General features: G+C 67.2%; 17 protein-coding genes. 11 read left to right on the top strand and 6 right to left on the bottom strand.

Annotated elements, in window-relative coordinates; genetic code table 11:
• Window positions 1-5: 5 nt before the first annotated feature.
• The 3 genes from dusB to AC1DJN_RS08180 form a co-directional block, all read right to left on the bottom strand.
• Complete coding sequence (gene dusB, locus AC1DJN_RS08190; protein ID WP_478039066.1) at window positions 6-1,001, bottom strand: tRNA dihydrouridine synthase DusB; 996 nt, start codon at window positions 999-1,001, stop codon at window positions 6-8.
• Between the two features lie 302 nt (window positions 1,002-1,303).
• A complete protein-coding gene (locus AC1DJN_RS08185) occupies window positions 1,304-2,269 on the bottom strand; it encodes a ribokinase (protein ID WP_025877854.1) in 966 nt (321 codons plus the stop codon).
• A 26-nt stretch (window positions 2,270-2,295) separates the two neighbouring features.
• Window positions 2,296-3,594 (bottom strand): NupC/NupG family nucleoside CNT transporter, encoded by a 1,299-nt coding sequence (locus AC1DJN_RS08180; protein WP_478039065.1) that lies wholly within the window; start codon window positions 3,592-3,594, stop codon window positions 2,296-2,298.
• A 193-nt stretch (window positions 3,595-3,787) separates the two neighbouring features.
• On the opposite strand from AC1DJN_RS08180, the gene AC1DJN_RS08175 reads away from it, so the two are divergent.
• The 5 genes from AC1DJN_RS08175 to AC1DJN_RS08155 all read left to right on the top strand — a co-directional run bounded on the left by AC1DJN_RS08175 (window position 3,788) and on the right by AC1DJN_RS08155 (window position 9,105).
• Window positions 3,788-4,759 carry an aldo/keto reductase gene (locus AC1DJN_RS08175; RefSeq protein ID WP_025877856.1) on the top strand — a complete coding sequence of 324 codons (972 nt, stop codon included), beginning with the start codon at window positions 3,788-3,790 and terminating at the stop codon, window positions 4,757-4,759.
• Window positions 4,760-4,956: 197 nt separating this feature from the next.
• Complete coding sequence (hemP, locus tag AC1DJN_RS08170) at window positions 4,957-5,151, top strand: hemin uptake protein HemP (protein ID WP_005412278.1); 195 nt, start codon at window positions 4,957-4,959, stop codon at window positions 5,149-5,151.
• A 152-nt stretch (window positions 5,152-5,303) separates the two neighbouring features.
• On the top strand, window positions 5,304-7,490 hold the full coding sequence (locus tag AC1DJN_RS08165) for a TonB-dependent hemoglobin/transferrin/lactoferrin family receptor (protein ID WP_025877865.1): 2,187 nt from the start codon (window positions 5,304-5,306) through the stop codon (window positions 7,488-7,490).
• A gap of 4 nt (window positions 7,491-7,494) precedes the next feature.
• Entirely contained in the window at window positions 7,495-8,097 is a 603-nt protein-coding gene (locus AC1DJN_RS08160) for a ChuX/HutX family heme-like substrate-binding protein (RefSeq protein ID WP_282280388.1), read from the top strand.
• Window positions 8,098-8,169: 72 nt separating this feature from the next.
• A complete protein-coding gene (locus AC1DJN_RS08155; protein ID WP_282280389.1) occupies window positions 8,170-9,105 on the top strand; it encodes a DUF6607 family protein in 936 nt (311 codons plus the stop codon).
• Between the two features lie 244 nt (window positions 9,106-9,349).
• Here the strand turns inward: AC1DJN_RS08155 and AC1DJN_RS08150 are convergent, their stop codons facing one another.
• Window positions 9,350-11,863: an ABC transporter permease gene (locus tag AC1DJN_RS08150; protein WP_282280390.1), complete on the bottom strand. Its 2,514-nt coding sequence runs from the start codon at window positions 11,861-11,863 to the stop codon at window positions 9,350-9,352.
• Window positions 11,860-12,507 (bottom strand): ABC transporter ATP-binding protein, encoded by a 648-nt coding sequence (locus AC1DJN_RS08145; protein ID WP_059066070.1) that lies wholly within the window; start codon window positions 12,505-12,507, stop codon window positions 11,860-11,862. Before AC1DJN_RS08145 ends, AC1DJN_RS08150 begins: the two co-directional genes overlap by 4 nt.
• A gap of 75 nt (window positions 12,508-12,582) precedes the next feature.
• Between AC1DJN_RS08145 and AC1DJN_RS08140 the strand changes: the two genes are divergently transcribed.
• The 3 genes from AC1DJN_RS08140 (at window position 12,583) to AC1DJN_RS08130 (ending at window position 15,456) form a co-directional block, all read left to right on the top strand.
• Entirely contained in the window at window positions 12,583-13,230 is a 648-nt protein-coding gene (locus AC1DJN_RS08140; RefSeq protein ID WP_442252091.1) for an arylesterase, read from the top strand.
• Window positions 13,231-13,320: 90 nt separating this feature from the next.
• Complete coding sequence (locus AC1DJN_RS08135; RefSeq protein ID WP_002811889.1) at window positions 13,321-14,034, top strand: response regulator transcription factor; 714 nt, start codon at window positions 13,321-13,323, stop codon at window positions 14,032-14,034.
• Window positions 14,035-14,184: 150 nt separating this feature from the next.
• Entirely contained in the window at window positions 14,185-15,456 is a 1,272-nt protein-coding gene (locus tag AC1DJN_RS08130; protein ID WP_442252090.1) for a sensor histidine kinase, read from the top strand.
• 151 nt (window positions 15,457-15,607) lie between these two features.
• Here the strand turns inward: AC1DJN_RS08130 and AC1DJN_RS08125 are convergent, their stop codons facing one another.
• Window positions 15,608-16,306 carry an SGNH/GDSL hydrolase family protein gene (locus tag AC1DJN_RS08125; protein WP_442252089.1) on the bottom strand — a complete coding sequence of 233 codons (699 nt, stop codon included), beginning with the start codon at window positions 16,304-16,306 and terminating at the stop codon, window positions 15,608-15,610.
• A gap of 234 nt (window positions 16,307-16,540) precedes the next feature.
• Between AC1DJN_RS08125 and AC1DJN_RS08120 the strand changes: the two genes are divergently transcribed.
• From AC1DJN_RS08120 to AC1DJN_RS08110, 3 genes are all read left to right on the top strand, one after another.
• Entirely contained in the window at window positions 16,541-16,936 is a 396-nt protein-coding gene (locus tag AC1DJN_RS08120; protein ID WP_025877898.1) for a diacylglycerol kinase, read from the top strand.
• 32 nt (window positions 16,937-16,968) lie between these two features.
• Window positions 16,969-17,718: a TerC family protein gene (locus AC1DJN_RS08115; RefSeq protein WP_478039064.1), complete on the top strand. Its 750-nt coding sequence runs from the start codon at window positions 16,969-16,971 to the stop codon at window positions 17,716-17,718.
• 275 nt (window positions 17,719-17,993) lie between these two features.
• Window positions 17,994-19,154, top strand: coding sequence for an MFS transporter (locus AC1DJN_RS08110; RefSeq protein ID WP_442252088.1), 1,161 nt, complete (start codon window positions 17,994-17,996; stop codon window positions 19,152-19,154).
• Window positions 19,155-19,341: the final 187 nt, after the last annotated feature.

The raw sequence follows: 19,341 nt of genomic DNA, 5'->3' as shown, positions 1-19,341 counted from the left end.
CGGGCTCAGGCAGCGGAAGACATCGCCGGTTCCCCGGCAATCAGGCGGTCGAAATAGTCGGTGGTCAGCGCGATCTGGCTGGCCGGATCTTCGGCGCGGTTGACCACCGCGCGGAACGCGGCATTCTCCGGCCGATCCTTGGCGTACCAGCCCAGGTGCTTGCGCGCGATGCGCACGCCCTGCGGTTCGCCGTAGAAATCGTGCAGCGCGTGCAGATGGCCGAGCAGGATGTCGCGCACTTCGGCCAGCGACGGCGGCGGCAGCTTCTCGCCGGTGGCCAGGTAATGCGCCACTTCGCGGAAGATCCACGGCCGGCCCTGTGCGGAGCGGCCGATCATCACCGCATCCACGCCGGTCTGCTGCAGGACGAAGGCGGCCTTCTGCGGCGAATCGATATCGCCGTTGGCGATCACCGGGATGCGCAGCGCGGCCTTGATCTCGCCGATCGTGGCGTACTCGGCCTGGCCGGTGTAATGCTGGTCGCGGGTACGGCCGTGCACCGCCAGCGCAGCGATGCCACTGTCTTCGGCGATGCGCGCGATGAGCGGGCCGTTGCGATGGTCGCAGTCCCAGCCGGTGCGGATCTTCAGCGTCACCGGCACGTCCACCGCGTTCACCACTGCTTCCAGGATGCGCGCGACCAGCTGCTCGTCGCGCATCAGCGCTGACCCCGCCCAGGCGTTGCACACCTTCTTGGCCGGGCAGCCCATGTTGATGTCGATGATCTGCGCGCCATGGTCGACGTTGTAACGCGCGGCCTCGGCCAGCTGCTGCGGCTCGGTGCCGGCGATCTGCACGCTGATCGGCGCCGGTTCACCGGCATGGTCCATGCGGTGGATGGACTTGCGCGTGTTCCAGAATCGCGGGTCGCTGATGGTCATTTCCGTGGCGGCCAGGCCCGCGCCCAGCCGTTTGCACAGCAGGCGGAAGGGTTTGTCGGTAACGCCGRCCATGGGCGCAAGCACGACGTTGGGGGCAATGGAGTACGGGCCGATCTGCATGTGCCCATTGTAGGGCGCGGCAGGCGCCCCGGCTGGGTTTGCGGCTCGCCGGTTCAGGCCGATCCTGACCGACCTCATGCCGGACGGGCATCAGCAGATGCTTGATGGTCGCTTCCGTCGCCCCCACGGGCCGGTCATGGTGGGCGGCTGGGCGGGCCGGCAAGGCGCATCCACGCATGGCGTGGATCTACTGTGCCCCGGTAGATCCACGCCATGCGTGGATGGGGCCTTGCCCATGAACGTGAAAAGGCCCGGGCATCTGCATGCCCGGGCCCGATCATCATCCCCACGGGGATGTCGCGTTACTTCACTTCGGCATCGGCCGGGGTGAAGCGCGGCATCGCCGCCGCTGCGCCTTCCTTCTCGGTCGAGCGACCGGCGAACTGGTTGGCGAAGCGCACGTGGCGGGCGAACGGAGCGTCCGGCACCTGTGCCATCGAGGCCACCAGCGCACCGTTGAAGGCATCGCCGGCACCGGTGGTGTCGATCGCCTGCACCTGTTCGGCACCCACGCGGTAGTACGGCTGGGTGTCGCCACGCAGGTGCTCGTCGGCATGCGACACGAACACGCCCACCGAACCCAGGGTCACCACCACCGTGCCGTTGCCGACCAGCTTGCGGCACAGCGCGTGCAGGCTGGCACCGTCCAGCGCGGCGACGTCATTGGCATCCACGCGCTCGCCGACATGACGGCCGAGCAGGGCGGCGAACTCGGTTTCGTTCGGGGTGATCACATCGGCCAGCTTCAGCAGGCCGATGCTCGACGGGGCGTCGGCCGGGGCGGCGTTGAGAACGGTGGTGACACCGGCCTCACGGGCTACGGCCAGGGCCGCTTCGATGGTCTGCACCGGCGATTCCAGCTGCACCAGCACCACTTTGGCGCCGGTCAGCAGGGCCTGCTGTTGCTGTACGAAGTCGGTGCTCAGCGCCGCGTTGGCACCCGGACCGATGACGATGGTGTTGCGGCCACGGGCATCGACGTAGATGCCGGCGGTGCCGGTCGGCTCGCTGCTGGCTTCGGCGATCAGCGCGAAACCATCCTGCGCGGCCAGGTCACGGGCGGTGGCACCACCGGCGTCGTCGCCCAGTGCACACAGGAAGCTGGTGTCAGCGCCGGCACGGCAGGCGGCAACGGCCTGGTTGAAGCCCTTGCCACCGGGACCGGTGCTGTAGCGGCCGGCAATGGTCGCACCCGGTGCCGGCAGCGACTCGCACCGCCACACGTGATCGACATTGAAGGAACCGACGACAACGACACTGCTGCTCATAGGGAATCTGTTCTCGAAACTAGGGTTCAGCTGAAATGCGTCAGCACGCCGGCGATGGTAGCCGTCATGAAGGTGGCGATGGTACCGCCCAGCACCGCGCGCAGGCCGAACTTGGCCAGATCGTGGCGACGTTCCGGTGCCAACCCGCCGATGCCGCCAATCTGGATCGCGATCGAACTGAAATTGGCGAAGCCACACAGCGCGTAGGTGGCGATCAGGCGACCTTCGTCGGACAGGCTCATGCCCGGCACCTGGCCATTCACGATCTTCGACAGTTCGGTGTAGGCGACGAACTCGTTGATCACGACCTTCTGGCCGATCAGCGAACCGACGGTGGTGGCGTCGGCCCACGGGGTGCCGATCACCCAGGCGATCGGGGCCAGCACGTAGCCGAAGATGGTCGACAGGTCGGTCGGCTTGCCGATCGCAGCCGCCAGGCCGGTCACTTCACCGATCCAGGTCAGCGGCGCATTGAGCAGGGCGATCAGGGCGATGAAGGCCAGCAGCATCGCACCGATGTTCAGGGCCAGCTTCAGGCCGTCACCGGCGCCGGCGGCGGCGGCGTCGATRATGTTGCTGGAGGTCTTCTCCACTTCCATCTTGACCGTGCCGCGGGTCAGCGGGGTGCCGGTTTCCGGAATCAGCAGCTTGGCCACGACCAGGGTGGCCGGTGCCGCCATGATGCTGGCCGCCAGCAGGTGCTTGGCGTAGAACGCCTGCTGCACCGGATCGCCGCCGCCCAGCATGCCCACGTACGCGGCAAGCACGCCGCCGGCGATGTGGGCCATGCCGCCGATCATCATCGTCAGCAGTTCGGACTGGGTCATCCTGGCGATGTACGGACGCACCGTCAGCGGCGCCTCGGTCTGGCCGATGAASACGCTGGCGCAGACGCTGGTGGTTTCSGCACCGGACACGCGCATSACCTTGGTGATCGMCCAGGCCATSMCSCGCACGATCGCCTGCATSACGTTGAGGTGGTACATGACCCCCATCAGCGCCGAGAAGAAGATGATCGTCGGCAGCACCTGGAAGGCGAAGATGAAACCGTAGTTCTTGACGTCCATCAACGAGCCGAAGATGAACTTCGAACCTTCGTTGACGAAGCTCAGCACCTTCACGAAGCCCTGGCCCAGCGCATCGAACACGTCGCGCCCGCCCGGTACCAGGATCACCAGTGCCGCAAAGGCGATCTGCAGGGTGATGCCGGTGGCGACCAGCTTCCAGTCCACCGCGCGCTTGTTGTTGGAAAACAGCCAGGTGATGCCGATCAGCACCGCCAAACCGAACAGGCCGAAGCCGATCCTGCCCAAACCTTCGACCATCTGAGTGACTCCCCTGGGGCGTCGCGAAAAACGGGAAGCCTAGTGCAGGGCAGGGGCCGGAGCAAGGAAAAGCCGTCTGCGCGCGGCCATCGGCTCCGATCAGGCCAGCAACAGCAAGGGGTTGCGCCTGCCGGGACAGGTAGAATGGTGGCTTGATCCCGGCCCGTATGCGGGCCCGCAGCAGGAGAATCGCATGCTCTACCGTCGCCTTGGCTCCACCGGCCTGCCGATGTCCGCCCTGTCCTTCGGCGCCTGGGTGACCTTCGGCGACCAGGTGCCGCGCGACGAGGCGCGCAACCTGGTGGCGGCGGCCTGGGACCATGGCATCAACTTCTTCGACAACGCCGAGGGCTATGCCAACGGCCGCGCCGAGCAGGTGATGGGTGATGTGATGGCCGACCTGCGCCTGCCGCGCGATGGCTTCTGTGTGTCCAGCAAGGTGTTCTTCGGCAGTGCCAAGGATCCCCGGCCCACCCAGCGCGGCCTGTCGCGCAAGCATGTGACCGACGCCTGCCACGCCGCGCTCAAGCGCCTGCGGGTGGACTACCTGGACCTTTATTACTGTCATCGTCCGGATCCGGACGCGCCGATCGCTGAGACGGTGCATGCCATGGACACCCTGGTCCGGCAGGGCAAGGTGCTGTACTGGGGCACGTCGGAATGGTCGGCCAACCAGATCCAGGAGGCGGTGGACATCGCCGCGCGCCACAACCTGCAGGCGCCGTCGATGGAGCAGCCGCAGTACAACCTTCTGCACCGTCAGCGCGTGGAAGTGGAGTACGCGCCGCTGTATGCCACCGCCGGACTGGGCACCACGATCTTCTCGCCGCTGGCCTCGGGCCTGCTGAGCGGCAAGTACGACGACGGCGTGCCGGCCGATGCGCGCCTGGGGCGCGAAGGCATGGGCTGGCTGCAGGACCTGGTGCTGGGCGACAACGCCGATGAGCGTTTGGCCCGGGTGCGCCGCTTCAGTGCGGTGGCCCGCGAGCTGGGTCACGCCCCGGCCAGCCTGGCCATCGCCTGGTGCCTGCGCAATCCCAACGTCTCCAGCGTGATCCTCGGCGCCAGCCGGGTCAGCCAGCTGCTGCAGAACCTGCAGGCGCTGGACGTGCTGGCGCAGGTGGACGACGCCGGCTGGGCGCAGGTGGAAGCCGTATTCGCCTGAGGAACGGGGACAGGTGGCAGGGCCGAACCCACGCTCGGTCGGCCCTCCCGCGCGCAGTCGGGCCCATTTCAATAGATGGCAGCTATCGAATTTTAGATTTCGATCATTAATTCCATCAATGAAGTTGAGAATGGTTGTTGATTGTCAACTGAGAATCATTATCATTTAACTCGTCCCTCGCACGAGTCCAGATGCTCATGAATGCTCAACCTGTACTGCTGCGCCCCGAAACGCTGACCCTCCGCGACCGCCCGGTGCGTGTCGTGCCGCCGGAAGAGGTCATCGACAGCGAAGCCCTGCTCAAGGGCCGTCGTGAAATCCTGATCCAGCACGGTGACCGTTTCTACCGTCTGCGTCATACCAGCAACGACAAGCTGATCCTGACCAAGTAACGCGGTCTGGTCGCCCGCCTCCCTCCCTCCTGTCGGCAGCGCCGGCAGGGTGGGCGACCCGTCCGCTCCTGCTCTCTCCCCCTCGGTCTACCGTTCATGCCTGTCTGGCGTGGCGGTGGCCGGGGGTTCCCCTGCCTGACCGAACGATGCCGATGACCCGCCCGACTGCCCTTTCCATTGCCCTGTGGATGGCTCTGCCGCTGTCCGCCCACGCTGCTGCCGATGCCGCGCCCGACGCGCGCGAATTCGATCGCGTGCAGGTCACCGCCACCCGTACCGAACGTGCGGTCAGCGATGTCGCCGCCACCGTCGATGTGATCGACCGCGAGCAGATGGACCGGCAGCTGGTGCAGGACATCAAGGATCTGGTCCGCTACGAGCCGGGCCTGTCGGTCAGCCGCAGTGCCACCCGTTTCGGCCTTGGCAGCATCCGCATCCGCGGCCTGGATGGCAATCGCGTACGCATCCAGACCGATGGCATCGCCATGCCGACCAGCTTCAACATCGGTTCGTTCTCCAACGCCAACCGCAACTTCACCGACCTGGACACGCTCAAGCGCGTGGAGATCGTGCGCGGGCCGGCGAGTTCGCTGTACGGCTCGGACGCACTTGGCGGCGTGGTTGCCTTCGTCACCAAGGATCCGGCTGATTACCTCAAGGATGGCAAGGACAGCTACGTCGGCCTGAAATTCGGCTACGACGGCGAGTGGAAGGGCCTGCTCGGCGGCGTCACCAGCGCTTTCGGTGGCGAGCACTGGAGCGGCATGGTCAACATCAACCACCGCCAGGGCCAGGAAACCGACAACAAGGGCGATGTGCGCAGCAATGACAACACGCGCACCGCGGCCAACCCGCAGGACCGCGATGGTCGCAGCGGCCTGGCCAAGCTGGTCTATGCGCCCAGCGAAGACCAGCGTTTCCGCCTGACCGTGGAAGGCAACGAAGACAACACCGATACCGACGTGCTGTCCTCGATCGACCGCACCACCACCACCGGCATGAAGGCGCGCGACAAGCAGAACCGCACCCGCGTGTCCTTCGCCCACGAGATGGATGCGCTGGACAAGGGCTTCGCCGACAGCCTGCACTGGCAGGTCTACACGCAGGACAGCGAAACCACGCAGCGCACCGATGAGGCGCGCGCCAACGGCAGCCGCCGCCATCGCGAGTTCAGTTTCGACCAGCGCGTCTATGGCCTGCAGGCGGTGTTCAACAAGGCCTTCAGCACCGGCAGCGTCGAACACGCGCTGACCTATGGCTTCGATGGCGCCCGCACCGAGATCCGCCAGAAGCGCGATGGCTACCAGGTCAGCAATCGTGGCGTGGTCAGCACGACGATCCTGCCCGACGCGTTCCCCGTGCGCGATTTCCCGATCAGCAAGACCACCGAGCTGGGCCTGTACGCGCAGGATGAAATGCGCCTGGCCGATGGCAGGCTGTCGTTGGTGCCGGGYGTGCGCGTGGACCGCTACGAACTGAAGCCGGACGTGGACAGCATCTTCGCCGAGGACAACCCCGGCGTGGCCGTGTCGGAGCTGAAGAAGACCAGCGTGTCGCCGAAGTTCGGCCTGGTCTATCGCTTCACCGACGAGTGGTCGCTGTTTGCCGGTTACTCGCGTGGTTTCCGCTCGCCGCCGTACAACGACGTCAACCTCGGCTTCACCAATTTCGCTTTCGGCTACACCGCCATTCCCAATCCGGACCTGAAGCCGGAAACCAGCGATGGCGTTGAGCTGGGCCTGCGCTTCCTGTCGCCGGCGGCGTACGTGAGCGTGAGCGGCTACTACAACGACTACAAGGACTTCATCGAGTCGCAGACGCTGGTGGGTACCAACCCGCAGGGCCTGATGGTGTTCCAGTCGCGCAACATCGCCGACGCACGTATCTATGGCGCCGAACTGAAGGCCGGCGTCGACTTCGGCCAGATCCGTCCCGCACTGCAGGGCTGGGCGCTGCGCAGTGCGGTGGCGTGGTCGCGCGGCGACAACAAGACCGAAGACACGCCACTGGATTCGGTCGATCCGCTGCGCGGCACCGTCGGCCTGATGTACGACACCGATACCTGGGGAGTTGAACTGGCAGGCACCTTCGTCAAGCGCAAGGACCGGCTGGCCAGCACCACCACCTATCGCCCGGCGGGCTATGGCGTGGCCGACCTGATGGCGCATTGGAACTTCGCCCCGGGCGCCACCTTCAACGTCGGTGTCTTCAACCTGGGTGACAAGCGTTACATCGACTGGTCCAACGTCGGCTCGACCCTGTCGGCCACCAGTACCGTTCTGGACCGCTATACCAGCCCCGGCCGCACCCTGTCGGCCAGCCTTGCCGTGTCCTGGTGATCCCATGAGCCGAGCCCTGTCCGCGCGTCGCCTGCCGTCCTCCCTGTCGCGTTCGTCGCCGCGGGCCTGGCCTGCGCCGGCACAGCTGGCAGCGCTCGGTACTGTGTTGTGCCTGTATCACGCCGATGGCAACGAACTGGGCGGTTGGCGCCAGGCGGTATCGGTGCATGCCTGCCAGGGCGTGGACAGCGAGGGCCTGCGCGAAAGCCTGTGCTTCCTCGATGCACGTGGCAGTTGCGTGTGGCGCCTGTACCTGTTGCCGGACAGCGATTTCCTGGCCTGGGACCGGCTGGTGGCGACGCTGCCGCCGGGTCCTTCGCACGATAGTGATGGCAGCGTCGGTGAACGCCTGTGGCGGCGCCTCGCCGGGCATCTGGGCGGACAGCGCTGGCGTCTGTGCACACTGCGCCTGCACGCCGCCGACGAGGGCCGGACCCTGGCCGCCAGCCTGTCCACGCTGTCGTCGCTCGGTGCCGCCACCGCGCGCCGCATCGCACGCATGGAAGGCGCCGAAGGCGAACTGGCGATCGACGACTGCTGCTGCGCCGACGCCGCACGCCGCCCTGCCGCGCGCGCTCCCGGCGACCTGCCGCTGGTACGGCTGTGACCTGATTGCGATGGATTGCCTGCCGGCCAGGATGGCCTTTCCACGAAACCTGCAACCCCGAAGGAAGACCCGATGAAGTTCCAGACAGCCAGCGTGATGGTGCTGCTCGCCGCCAGTGGCGCCGCCAGCGCGCAGCCCTCCGACATCGCCCGCGACCATGACAGCATCCTCGCCATGCAGGGTGAGTACACGGTGGATTTCGCCTTCGATGAGACCGTGCTGCTGAAGCCGGGCTACGAGCGCGCGCCGGCCATGCGCAGCGGTGGCAACGAAGTGGTGATCGTGGTCGAGGACACGCCGAAGCGCATCGTGCTGCAGCACCTGCTGCTGGACGAGAAGAGCGGCCACGTGACCAAGCACTGGCGGCAGGACTGGGTGTATGAAGCGCCGAACCGCTTCGAGTTCAGCGCCGACCAGACCTGGCAGGTGCGCACGATCGCAGCTGCGACCAACCAGGGCGCCTGGACCCAGTGCGTGTACGAAGTCAGCGATGCACCGCGCTACTGCGGCACCGGCACGTGGACCTACCTCAACAACGTGCCGACCTGGACCAGCGACATCAGCTGGCGGCCGCTGCCACGCCGCGAGTACACCAAGCGCAGCGATTACAACGCGCTGGCGGTGGTCAACCGCCACACCCTGACCCCGAACGGCTGGACCCACGAGCAGTTCAACACCAAGGTGCAGCGCAACGCGGATGGCAGCCAGGTGGAAATCGCCCGCGAATTCGGCTTCAACGACTACACCAGGACCACCGAGGTCGACTTCACCCCGGCGCGCGATTACTGGAAGGCCACCGCCGGTTACTGGAGCAAGGTGCGCCAGCGCTGGGACGGTTTCCTGACCCAGGCCCCGGGCGTGCACCTGAAGACCAAGCTCGACGGCATGGCGATGATCATCCCGTTGTTCACCCAGGCCGAGGACGTGCAGTCCGGCAAGAAGGTGAAGGACGCGCAGATCGACGAAGTCTTCGCCAAGTACGTGGAAAAGGCGCCAAAGGAAGGTTGATCGGCGCGCTGCGGTGCCGGATGCGCACTGCACTGGTGGGTGCCGAGCTTGCTCGGCACGCTCTCCGGCGGTGATTGCACCCGGCATCCACGCATGGCGTGGATCTACTGGGACCATCGGCACTGCATCCACGCATGGCGTGGATCTGCCGGGATCAYCGGTAATTCATCCACGCTTGGCGTGGATCTACTGGGCTCGCTGGTAGATCCACGCCATGCGTGGATGCCTTTGCCACAGAACAGCGTCAGGCCTCGCGCAGCGCCAATGCCGGTGGCGTGTGCAGGATCCGCCGGGTCCCCAGCCAGCCGGCCAGCAGGCTCAGCGCGATGCCGAGCAGGCCACCCAGCAGCAGGCCAGGCCACGGCGGCAGCAGCGGCAGTTCGAACACCTTCTGCGACACCGCAACGCCGATCACCGCTGCCGCGCCCACCGCCAGCAGCGCCGCCAGCGCGCCCAGCGCACCGAATTCCACCAGCACCGCGCCACGCAGCTGGCGCCGCGTCGCACCCAGCGTGCGCAGCACCGCGCTGTCATAGCGTCGCTCGCCCGCCGTTGCCTGCAGCGCCGCCAGCAGCACCAGCACGCCGGCCAGCAGGCTGAACACCATCACCAGCTGCACCGCCTGCGCCACCCGTTCCATCACATCGCGTACCTGCGAGATCACCGCATCCACGTCCAGCAGCGAGAGGTTGGGCTGCGCGCGCACCAGGGCCCCGAGACCCGCTGCCTGTCCCGCCGGCAGGTGGAACGCCGACAGCAGGTTGTGCGGTGTATCGCCCACCGCATTCGGATTCAACAACACGAAGAAGTTCGGCCGGAAGGTGTTCCAGTCGGCCTTGCGCACGCTGGTAACGCTGAACTCGCGCTGCTGCTCGCCCACCGCAATGGTGATGCGGTCACCGGGGTACACGCCGTAGCGCTTGGCCCAGCCGATCTCCACGGATGCCTCCGCGGCGGTGCTGTCCGGCTTCCAGAACGTGCCGTTGACCAGCGTATTGGCCGGCGGGAACGTGCTGCGCCAACTGAAGTTCAGCGGCCGGTTCTCGTCATCGTCGTCGCGCTGTCCTTCACCCTGCGGCTGATTGTCGTCGGCCGGCGTGCGATCCACTCGCAGCGGCGGCTTGCCGTTGATCGCGATCAGGCGGCCGGTGGCCATCGGTTCGATGCTGGCATCATCCGCACCCAGGCCCTGCAGTGCAGCCAGCACGCTGTCGCGCTGCTCGGGCTGGATGTTGATCAGGAAATAATTGGGCGTGTCCGCAGGCAGGCGCTCGCGCCACTGCTGCAGCAGGCCGGGGCCGATCACCGCCAGCAACAGCAGGGCGCACAGCGACAGTGACAGCCCCACCAGCTGCATCACCGCCAGCATCCGCCGCCGCGTCAGCGCCGCCAGGCCCAGCCGCCAGTTGCCGTGCAGGCGGTGCTGCAGCCCACGCAGCAGCTGCAGCAGCAGGAACCCGACCACGCCCGCGGCCACCGCCAGCCCGGCCAGGCCACCCAGCACCCACAGCGCCAGTTTCAGATCGCCGGTGACCTGCACCGCCAGTACCAGGCTGGCCGCCAGCGCTGCCACATAGGCCAGCAGCGAGGCCGGCGGCAAGGCAGCGAACGAGCGGTTGAGCACGCGCATCGGCGGCACGCCACGCAGGCGCAGCAGCGGCGGCAGTCCGAAGCCGAACAACAGCAACAGGCCGATTCCCGCGCCGGTCAGCGCAGGCATGGCTTCGGGCAGCGGCAGGCGTTGCGGCACCAGGCTGCCCAGTACCTGCACCAGTCCTTCCTGTGCCGCCATGCCCAGGCCGATGCCGATCGCACACGCCGGCACCGCCAGCATCAGCAGCTGCAGGGCCAGGCCGGCCAGGATGTCGCGCTGGCGTGCACCCAGGCAGCGCAGGATCGCCACCTGGTCGATGCGACGCAGCGCGAACCGGTTGGCCGCCAGTGCGGTGGCAACGCCGGCCAGCAGCACCGCCAGCAGCGCGCTCAGGCCGAGGAAACGACCGGCCAGGTCGAAGGCCTGGCGCACACCGCGCTGGGTATCGTTCACGCTGAGCAGGCGCATGCCTTTTACCTGCGGCAGCAGCCATTGCCGGAATGACGCGATGTCGGCGGCAGGGCCGGCGAACATCACCCGGTAATTGATGCGGCTGCCGGGGCCGAGCAGGCCGGTGCCTTCCACATCGGCGCGGTTGACCAGCAGGGTCGGCGACAGCGTCAGCAGGTCGCCACCGGCATCCGGTTCCGATTCGATGATGCCGGCGATGCGCAGCGTGCCCGCACCGAATTCCAGATCGTCGCCAGCCTTCAGGCCCAGTGCCTGCAGCAGGCGTGGGTCGGCATAGGCCTGGCCCTTGGCCGGCATTCCGGCATCGGCGATCAGCGCGCCGCCGGGCGTGGCACGCACGCGCAGCGCGCCGCGCAGGGGGTAGCCCGCTTCCACGGCCTTGATGCTGGCCATCTGGCTGGCATCGCCCTGGAACAGCACGCTGCCGAAGCTGGCCAGCCGCGTATGCGCCAGGCCGCGTCGCTGCGCCTCCTCAGCGAACGCGGCGGGCGGGTCATCGCGGCCGGCAACACCGAGGTCGCCGCCGAGCATTTCCGCCGCGCTGCCGGTCAATGCCAGGTTGACCCGGTTCACCAGCGTGCCCACCGCCGTCATCACCGCCACGCCCAGTACCAGGGCGGCGAACACGGTCAGCAGGTCACCTGCCAGGGCCTCGCGGCGCAGCGCGCGCCACGCATGCCGCAGCAGGTTCATGCGTCCACTCCATGTTCCACCGGCTGCAGGCGGCCGTTGTCGATGCGATGGATGTACTGGCAGCGCTGCGCCAGGCGCAGGTCGTGGGTGACCAGCACCAGCGTGGTACCGCTGCCGGCGTTGAGTTCGAACAGCAGATCGCTGATGTGCTGGCCGGTGGCCTGGTCCAGTGAACCGGTGGGTTCGTCGGCGAACAGGATGCGCGGGCGGCTGACGAACGCCCGGGCAAGGGCGACACGCTGCTGCTCACCGCCGGACAACTGCCGCGGATAGTGGCGGGCGCGATGCGAGAGCCCGACCGCAGCCAGCACCTCGTCCACCCGCGTGCGGTCCTCGCGCCCGGCCAGTTCCAGCGGCAGCGCGATGTTCTCGGCCGCCGTCAGCGCCGGCAGCAGATGGAAGCTCTGGAAGACGAAGCCGACGTCGCGCGCGCGCAGCTGTGCACGCGCTTCTTCGTCCAGTGCCGTCAGATCCTGGCCCGCCAGCGCGATGCGGCCACGGCTGGGCAGGTCCAGCCCGGCCAGCAGGCCGAGCAGGGTGGTCTTGCCGGAACCAGAGGCGCCGACGATGGCTACGCTGGTGCCTTCATGGACGGTCAGGGTGATGTTGTCCAGTATGTGGACTTCACCCTCCGGGCCATGCACGGATTTGCCGACCTGGTCGACGGCGATGGCGACGGGCGCGCTGCGGGGGGACAGGCTGTCGATGAGGAGACTCCAATGCACAAGACGGAATGGAGCCGGCAAGCCGGCGCAATGATGATGGTGCTGCTAGGGTTGCTGCTGTTGCCGGCACTGGCGTGTGCCAAAGGTCCGGGCGGCGGTACCGTGCTGGTGCTCGGTGACAGCCTCAGTGCCGCCCACAATATCCCGGCCGATGCCGGCTGGGTCAGCCTGCTGCAGCAGCGGGTCAGGCAGCAGTCGAAAACCCCGCCGCGCATCGTCAACGCCAGCATGAGCGGGGAAACCACTGCTGGCGCGCTGACCCGCCTGCCGGGCCTGCTTGGCCGGGAGAAGCCCACGGTGGTGGTGATCGCCCTCGGTGGCAACGATGCGCTGCGCGGGCTGACCCCGGCGCAGGTGCAGGGCAACCTGGAAAAGATGGTGCAGGCCAGCCAGAAGGCCGGTGCCAAGGTCCTGCTGCTGGGCATCGACGTGCCGCCCAACTATGGGCCGGGCTACCGCCAGCGCCTGGCTGCGGCGTACCGGGCACTGGCCACGCAGTACAAGGTGCCGTTGCTCCCGTTCCTGCTGGAAGGCGTGGCCCTGCAGCCCGGCTTGATGCAGGCCGACGGCCTGCATCCCACCGCCCAAGCGCAGCCGAAGGTGCTGGACAACGTCTGGCCGCTGCTGAAACCGCTGCTGTGAGCACGCCATCTTCTTTTCATTGACGCAACTTCACATCGCGTGCACCGTCGATCGGGCATGTTTCACAAAGCTGAAGAAAGAGGGATTCTCATGCGTCAGACGAAGGAGACTTCCGGCTTGGTGCTGGTGGTCGAAGACAACCGCAATATCTCCGAGATGATCGGTGAATACCTGGAAGGCCGTGGCTTCGAGGTCGACTATGCGCAGGATGGCCTGGACGGCTACCGTCTGGCTGCCGAGAACAGCTACGACGTCGTCGTGCTGGACCTCATGCTGCCGCGGCTGGATGGCATCGAAGTGTGCCGCCGGCTGCGCAACGATGCGCGCAAGTCGACCCCGGTGCTGATGCTGACCGCGCGCGACACGCTGGATGACAAGCTCACCGGGCTTGGCTTTGGTGCCGACGATTACCTGACCAAGCCGTTCGCGATCCAGGAACTGGAAGCCCGCCTGCGCGCGCTGATCCGCCGCGAACGTCGCCAGGTGGGTTCGGAAGTGCTCAAGGTCGCCGACCTGGTGCTCGATCCGGTCAGCATGCGTGCCACCCGTGCCGGCACCGAGCTGCAGCTGTCGCCGATCGGCCTGCGCCTGCTGACCATCCTGATGCGTGAATCGCCGCGTGTGGTCACCCGCCAGGAAATCGAGCGCGAGATCTGGGGCAACGGCCTGCCTGATTCGGACACGTTGCGCAGCCATCTGTACAACCTGCGCAAGATCATCGACAAGCCGTTCGATCGGCCGCTGCTGCACACCGTGCAGAGCGCGGGCTATCGCATCGCCGATATCGCCCAGCCGATGGCCTGATCGACGTCGTGCCGGTGTTGCAGCAGAACCGGCACGGCCGTGGTCGGCAGGGAAGGGGTGAACGTTCCGGATACCGGGTCGTCATCGTCCATGCACGATCACGGCACAGCGCGCTGCCTATAATCGCAGCGCTCTGACCGGGACATCGCAATGCCGCACGGCCTGCCGCGCAAGATCCGTATCGCTTTCATCCTGCAAGCCGTGCTGGCCAGCCTGGGTATCCTGCTGGGTGCCTGGCTGGTTTCGCTGGTGATCAAGCACAGCCTGGTGGGCGCTGCCCTGCGCGAAGAAGCGGCGTACTACTGGACACTGCACGAGGCCTCGCCCGTGCAGCCGCCGCCCAATACCCAGAACATCCGTGGCTACCTGCTGGAACGCGGGCAGTCCAGCCTGTCACTGCCGGCCAACCTGCGCACGTTGGAACCGGGTTTCCACGAACTGCCCGACGACGATCAGCTGGTGCTGGTCGACGCCCGCGAAGAGGGGCGCCTGTACCTGGTGTTCCTGCGCTCGCGCGCGGAGATGCTGGCGTTCTGGTTCGGCATCGTGCCGGTGCTGCTGACCCTGCTGGCGGTATATGGCGCCTCCTGGATCACCTACCGTGCCTCCAAACGCCTGGTATCGCCGGTGAACTGGCTGGCGCGCCGTGTCTCGCGCTGGGATCCGGGCCATCCGGAAGCGGCCGACCTGGAGCCGAACAAGCTGCCGGCGGACATGCAGGGCGAGACCCGGCAACTTGCGGCGGCGCTGCATTCGCTGGCCAACCGGGTCACCGCGCACGTGGCGCGCGAGCGCAACTTCACCCGTGATGCCAGCCATGAACTGCGCACGCCGCTGACCGTCATCCGCGTGGCCAGCGACATGGCGCTGGGCGATGAAAGCCTGGAGCCGCGCCTGCGTCGGAGCCTGCAGCGCATCCAGCGTGCCGGGCGGGACATGGAAGCGGTGATCGATGCCTTCCTGATCCTGGCCCGTGAGGCCGACGTCGAGCCGCAGGTGGAGCTGTTCGACGTCAACGACGTCGTCCGTTACGAAGTGGACAACGCCAACGAGCTGCTGGTGGGACGGCCGCTGGCGGTGCACCTGCACAGCGACGCGGCCGTGCAGCTGCACGCACCGCCGCGGGTGCTGCAGGTGGTGGTCAGCAACCTGGTGCGCAACGCCTGCAGCTATACCGATGAAGGCCGCATCGACGTGCACGTGCACAACGACCGGGTGGTGGTGAGCGATACCGGCATCGGCATGTCCGCCGACGCGCTGTCGCGTGCGTTCGAGCCGTTCTATCGTGCCGATCCCAGCCGACCGCAGGGCACTGGCCTGGGGCTGTCGATCGTGCGCCGCCTGTGTGACCGCTTCGGCTGGAAGGTCAGCCTGGCCAGCGAGCTGGGCAAGGGCACCGAGGCGACGGTGATTTTCCGCTGAGGGCCGCTTGCCACCTCGGTAGTTGCCGACCTTGGTCGGCGCTTTCACTGGGATGCAGGTGGACGCATTCATGCCAACCAAGGTTGGCAACTACCGGAGCACGCGCGTTGTCGCGGTGGTGCCGGCCGCTGGCCGGCAACCTCGGGATCAATCAGTTGCAGTTGACCTTCGGCGCCAGCGCCTTGGTCCAGATCGCATAGCCGGCCGGGGTCATGTGCAGCATGTCCTCGCGGAACAACGACGCATCGGGTTGGCCGTCGGCCCCGAGCATCGGTGTGTAGATGTCGGTGTAGCCGGTGTTGGGCAGCTTCGCCAACGCAGCCTTGATCTTCGCGTTGGCGTCGTTGATCGCCGGCAGCAGGTGCGCCCGCGAGGGGCTGGGCTTGATGGAGACGTATTCCACCTTCGTCTGCGGCAGGTCGCGATGCACGCGCTGCACGAAGGCCACCACGTCATCGCGTACCTGGGTCGCGCTGCGGCCGCTGTTGAGGTCGTTGTCGCCGGCGTAGAAGAACACCTTGCACGGCGCGTACGGCACGATGGCCTGGCCGGCGTACCAGGTGCTGTCGCGTACTTCCGAACCCCCGAAGCCGCGGTTGAACACCGGTTGCCCCGGGAAATCCCGGGCCAGGCTGTCCCACATGCGGAAGGACGAGCTGCCGATGAACTCGATGCCGCCGCGCGGCGGCGGATTGGTCCGGTCGGCGCTGGCGAAGGCGGCGATGTCGGCCTCCCAGGCCACGTTGGAGACCTGCGCAGGGACCTGCGGCGACGCCGGCGGGCTCAGGGCCTGGGCCAGCGGCGCGGCCAGCAGGCCGAGCAGGATCAGGCAGGTGCGGGGACGGGTCATCAGGCACTCCGGCAGGGCAGGGGTATCCATCATAGAAGCTGGGCTGGCCCCGCGCTTGGCCGCGCTGGGCCGTTTGCGGGGTCGTTCGCAGGGCCTCGCGGCGGGGCGTGCGGGGTGCCATTGCCGCCCTTGTGGCAAAATGGGGGCTGTCTGCCTATCCCTGTGCACCCATGATTTCCTGCCGTGCGTCTGAGCGGTCGCTGCGCCGCGCCCCTGTTGCTGGATCCATCACCCGTGGCTGATCAGTTCGGCCACATGCCCCGCGGCCCGCGCCGCATCTTCCAGGCCGCCCGCTGGTCCTGGCAGGGCCTGCGTGCTGCCTGGCTGCACGAGTCCTCGTTCCGGCTGGAGGTCTACCTGCTGGTGCTGCTGACCCCGCTGGCGATCTGGCTGGGCCAGACCCCGGTGGAGCGTGCGCTGATGATCGGCTCGATGCTGCTGGTGCTGGCGATGGAGCTGGCCAATTCGGCCATCGAGGCGGTGATCGAGCGCTATGGCGCGGAAATCCACGAACTGGCCGGCCGCGCCAAGGACATGGGCTCGGCGGCGGTGTTCGTGCTGATGATGAACGTGCTGCTGTGCTGGGCCCTGGTGCTGGTGCCGCGGTTGTTCCCGGCCAGCGTCGGCTGATCCTTCTTCCTCCCCCTTGTTGAAGACTTCCCATGTCCCTTGAGCTTCTCGCCGATCCGAACGTCTGGTTGACCCTGTTCACCTTGAGCGCGCTGGAAATCGTGCTCGGCATCGACAATCTGGTGTTCATCTCCATCGCCGTCAGCAAGCTGCCCGAAGAGCGCCGCCCGTTCGCGCGCCGCCTCGGCATCGCTGTGGCCTGCATCACCCGTATCGGCCTGCTGGTCTCGCTGGCGTACCTGGCGCACATGCAGGCAAACCTGTTCACCGTGGCCGGCATGGGCAYCTCCATCCGCGACCTGGTGCTGATCGTCGGTGGCCTGTTCCTGATCATCAAGGGCTGGATGGAGATCAAGGAGATGATCACCGGTGGCGAGGACGAGGACCCGACCACCACCAAGACCTCGGCCGTGTTCGGCTACGTGATCGCGCAGATCGCGGTCATCGACATCGTGTTCTCGCTGGACTCGGTGATCACCGCTGTCGGCATCGCCGACCACGTGCCGGTGATGGTGGCGGCGATCCTGTTGTCGGTGGCGGTGATGCTGCTGGCGGCCAATCCGCTGGGCCGCTTCATCGATGCCAACCCGACCGTGAAGATGCTGGCCCTGGCCTTCATCCTGCTGATCGGCGCGGTGCTGATCCTGGACGGCCTGGACGTGCACGTGCCCAAGCCCTACATCTACGCCGCGATGGGCTTCTCGGTGCTGGTGGAGTGGCTGAACCTGCTGATGCGCCGCCGCGCACGCGAACACCACGTGCCGGGCGCCGGCGACTGGTAAGCAAGCGAGACAGAACCCCCGGCCCGGCCGGGGGTTCTGCGTTTCAGTCGCCGCTGCGCTCGCCGGGCATGGCCCGGCGCTACCCAAGCGTGGGCCCGTTCCGGTAGCGCCGGGCGATGCGCGGCGGGGCTTCTTCCCGCAATGCCGGCTTGCACCTTCCACTTGTGAATCGGGATCAACACTGTTTTCCCGCGTAGTGGCTTACTCCCGGCCGGCAAAGCGCGCAGGCTACGCGCTCATTTTCCACAGGGCCTGCCCCCACGCAGGCAATCCCCATGAATTCCAGAGCCGCATTGCTGGCCCTCGCCGTCGGCGCCTTCGCCATTGGCACCACCGAGTTCACGCCGATGGGCCTGCTGCCGGTCATCGCCAACGGCGTGGGGGTCAGCATCCCCACCGCCGGCATGCTGATCACCGCCTATGCGGTGGGCGTGATGCTGGGCGCACCGGTGATGACCCTGCTGATGGGACGCTTCGGCAAGCGCACCGCGCTGATGCTGCTGATGTCGATCTTCGTCATCGGCAACCTGCTGTCGGCGCTGGCCCCGAACTACGGCCTGCTGCTGCTGTCACGGCTGGTGACCAGCCTCAATCACGGTGCGTTCTTCGGCATCGGCGCGGTGGTCGCCGCCAGCCTGGTGCCGAAGGAGAAGCAGGCCGCGGCGGTGGCGACGATGTTCATGGGCCTGACCATCGCCAACATCGGTGGCGTGCCGCTGGCGACCTGGGTCGGCCAGCAGCTGGGCTGGCGCCTGGCCTTTGCCGGCACCGCCGTACTCGGTGTGGTTGCGATCAGCGCGTTGGCCATGGCACTGCCGCCGTCGGCCGCGGGCGCGCGCCCGGATGTCCGGCGTGAACTGAAATCGATCATGCAGCCGCAGGTGCTGCTGGCGATGGCCACTACGGTGCTGGGTGCAGGTGCGATGTTCACCCTCTACACCTACGTGGCGCCGGTGCTGACTGAACTGACCGGTGCGTCGAATGCCTTCATCGCGCTGTCGCTGGCATTGATCGGCATCGGCTTTACCTTCGGCAACGGTATTGGCGGCCGCATGGCCGACTGGTCGCTGGACGGCGCCACCCGGATCCTGCTGGCGGTACTTGCGGTGCTGATGTTCGTGCTGCCGCTGGCTTTCATGAGCCACGCGACTGCAGCGCTGGGTGTACTGCTGTTCGGTGCGGCGACCTTCGCGATCGTGCCGCCGTTGCAGATCCGGGTGATGCAGGCGGCCAGCGAGGCGCCGGGTCTGGCGTCGTCGATCAACGTCGGTGCTTTCAACCTCGGCAATGCACTGGGCGCGGCGCTGGGTGGTGCGGTGATCAGCCTGGGGCTGGGGTACGCGGCGATTCCGGTGGCCGGTGGCCTGCTGGCAGCGTCGGCGCTGCTGCTGGCATGGCTGGGGCGGGCACGCGCGCCGGTGGCTGAGGCTTGCTGAGGGACGAGTTCCGGCAGGGCTGCGCCCTGCACCCGCAGAGGCGGTAGTGCCGGCCGCTGGCCGGCAACCTCAACAGCAACGGCGGGCATTCCGTGGGATGGYGGGGTGGGTCAGCTTGCGGGGGACGCTGCAAGTACGTCCATGTAAGCTCGGTCGCGCCATCCATGGCGCTCACGCCCCCGCAAGC

Source organism: Stenotrophomonas sp. 05L414_2 (assembly GCF_056397905.1).
Note: the sequence above shows the minus strand (reverse complement) of the source record. Positions and strands in the feature narration are given on the sequence as shown.

What these genes read in the sequence shown, in the direction of transcription:
- hemP (WP_005412278.1), top strand. Translation starts at nt 4,957, where the DNA reads ATGAATGCTCAACCTGTACTGCTGCGCCCCGAAACGCTGACCCTCCGC.
- AC1DJN_RS08130 (WP_442252090.1), top strand. Translation starts at nt 14,185, where the DNA reads ATGCCGCACGGCCTGCCGCGCAAGATCCGTATCGCTTTCATCCTGCAA.
- AC1DJN_RS08160 (WP_282280388.1), top strand. Translation starts at nt 7,495, where the DNA reads ATGAGCCGAGCCCTGTCCGCGCGTCGCCTGCCGTCCTCCCTGTCGCGT.
- AC1DJN_RS08125 (WP_442252089.1), bottom strand. Translation starts at nt 16,306, where the DNA reads ATGACCCGTCCCCGCACCTGCCTGATCCTGCTCGGCCTGCTGGCCGCG.
- AC1DJN_RS08155 (WP_282280389.1), top strand. Translation starts at nt 8,170, where the DNA reads ATGAAGTTCCAGACAGCCAGCGTGATGGTGCTGCTCGCCGCCAGTGGC.
- AC1DJN_RS08150 (WP_282280390.1), bottom strand. Translation starts at nt 11,863, where the DNA reads ATGAACCTGCTGCGGCATGCGTGGCGCGCGCTGCGCCGCGAGGCCCTG.
- AC1DJN_RS08175 (WP_025877856.1), top strand. Translation starts at nt 3,788, where the DNA reads ATGCTCTACCGTCGCCTTGGCTCCACCGGCCTGCCGATGTCCGCCCTG.
- AC1DJN_RS08110 (WP_442252088.1), top strand. Translation starts at nt 17,994, where the DNA reads ATGAATTCCAGAGCCGCATTGCTGGCCCTCGCCGTCGGCGCCTTCGCC.
- AC1DJN_RS08185 (WP_025877854.1), bottom strand. Translation starts at nt 2,269, where the DNA reads ATGAGCAGCAGTGTCGTTGTCGTCGGTTCCTTCAATGTCGATCACGTG.
- AC1DJN_RS08135 (WP_002811889.1), top strand. Translation starts at nt 13,321, where the DNA reads ATGCGTCAGACGAAGGAGACTTCCGGCTTGGTGCTGGTGGTCGAAGAC.
- AC1DJN_RS08140 (WP_442252091.1), top strand. Translation starts at nt 12,583, where the DNA reads ATGCACAAGACGGAATGGAGCCGGCAAGCCGGCGCAATGATGATGGTG.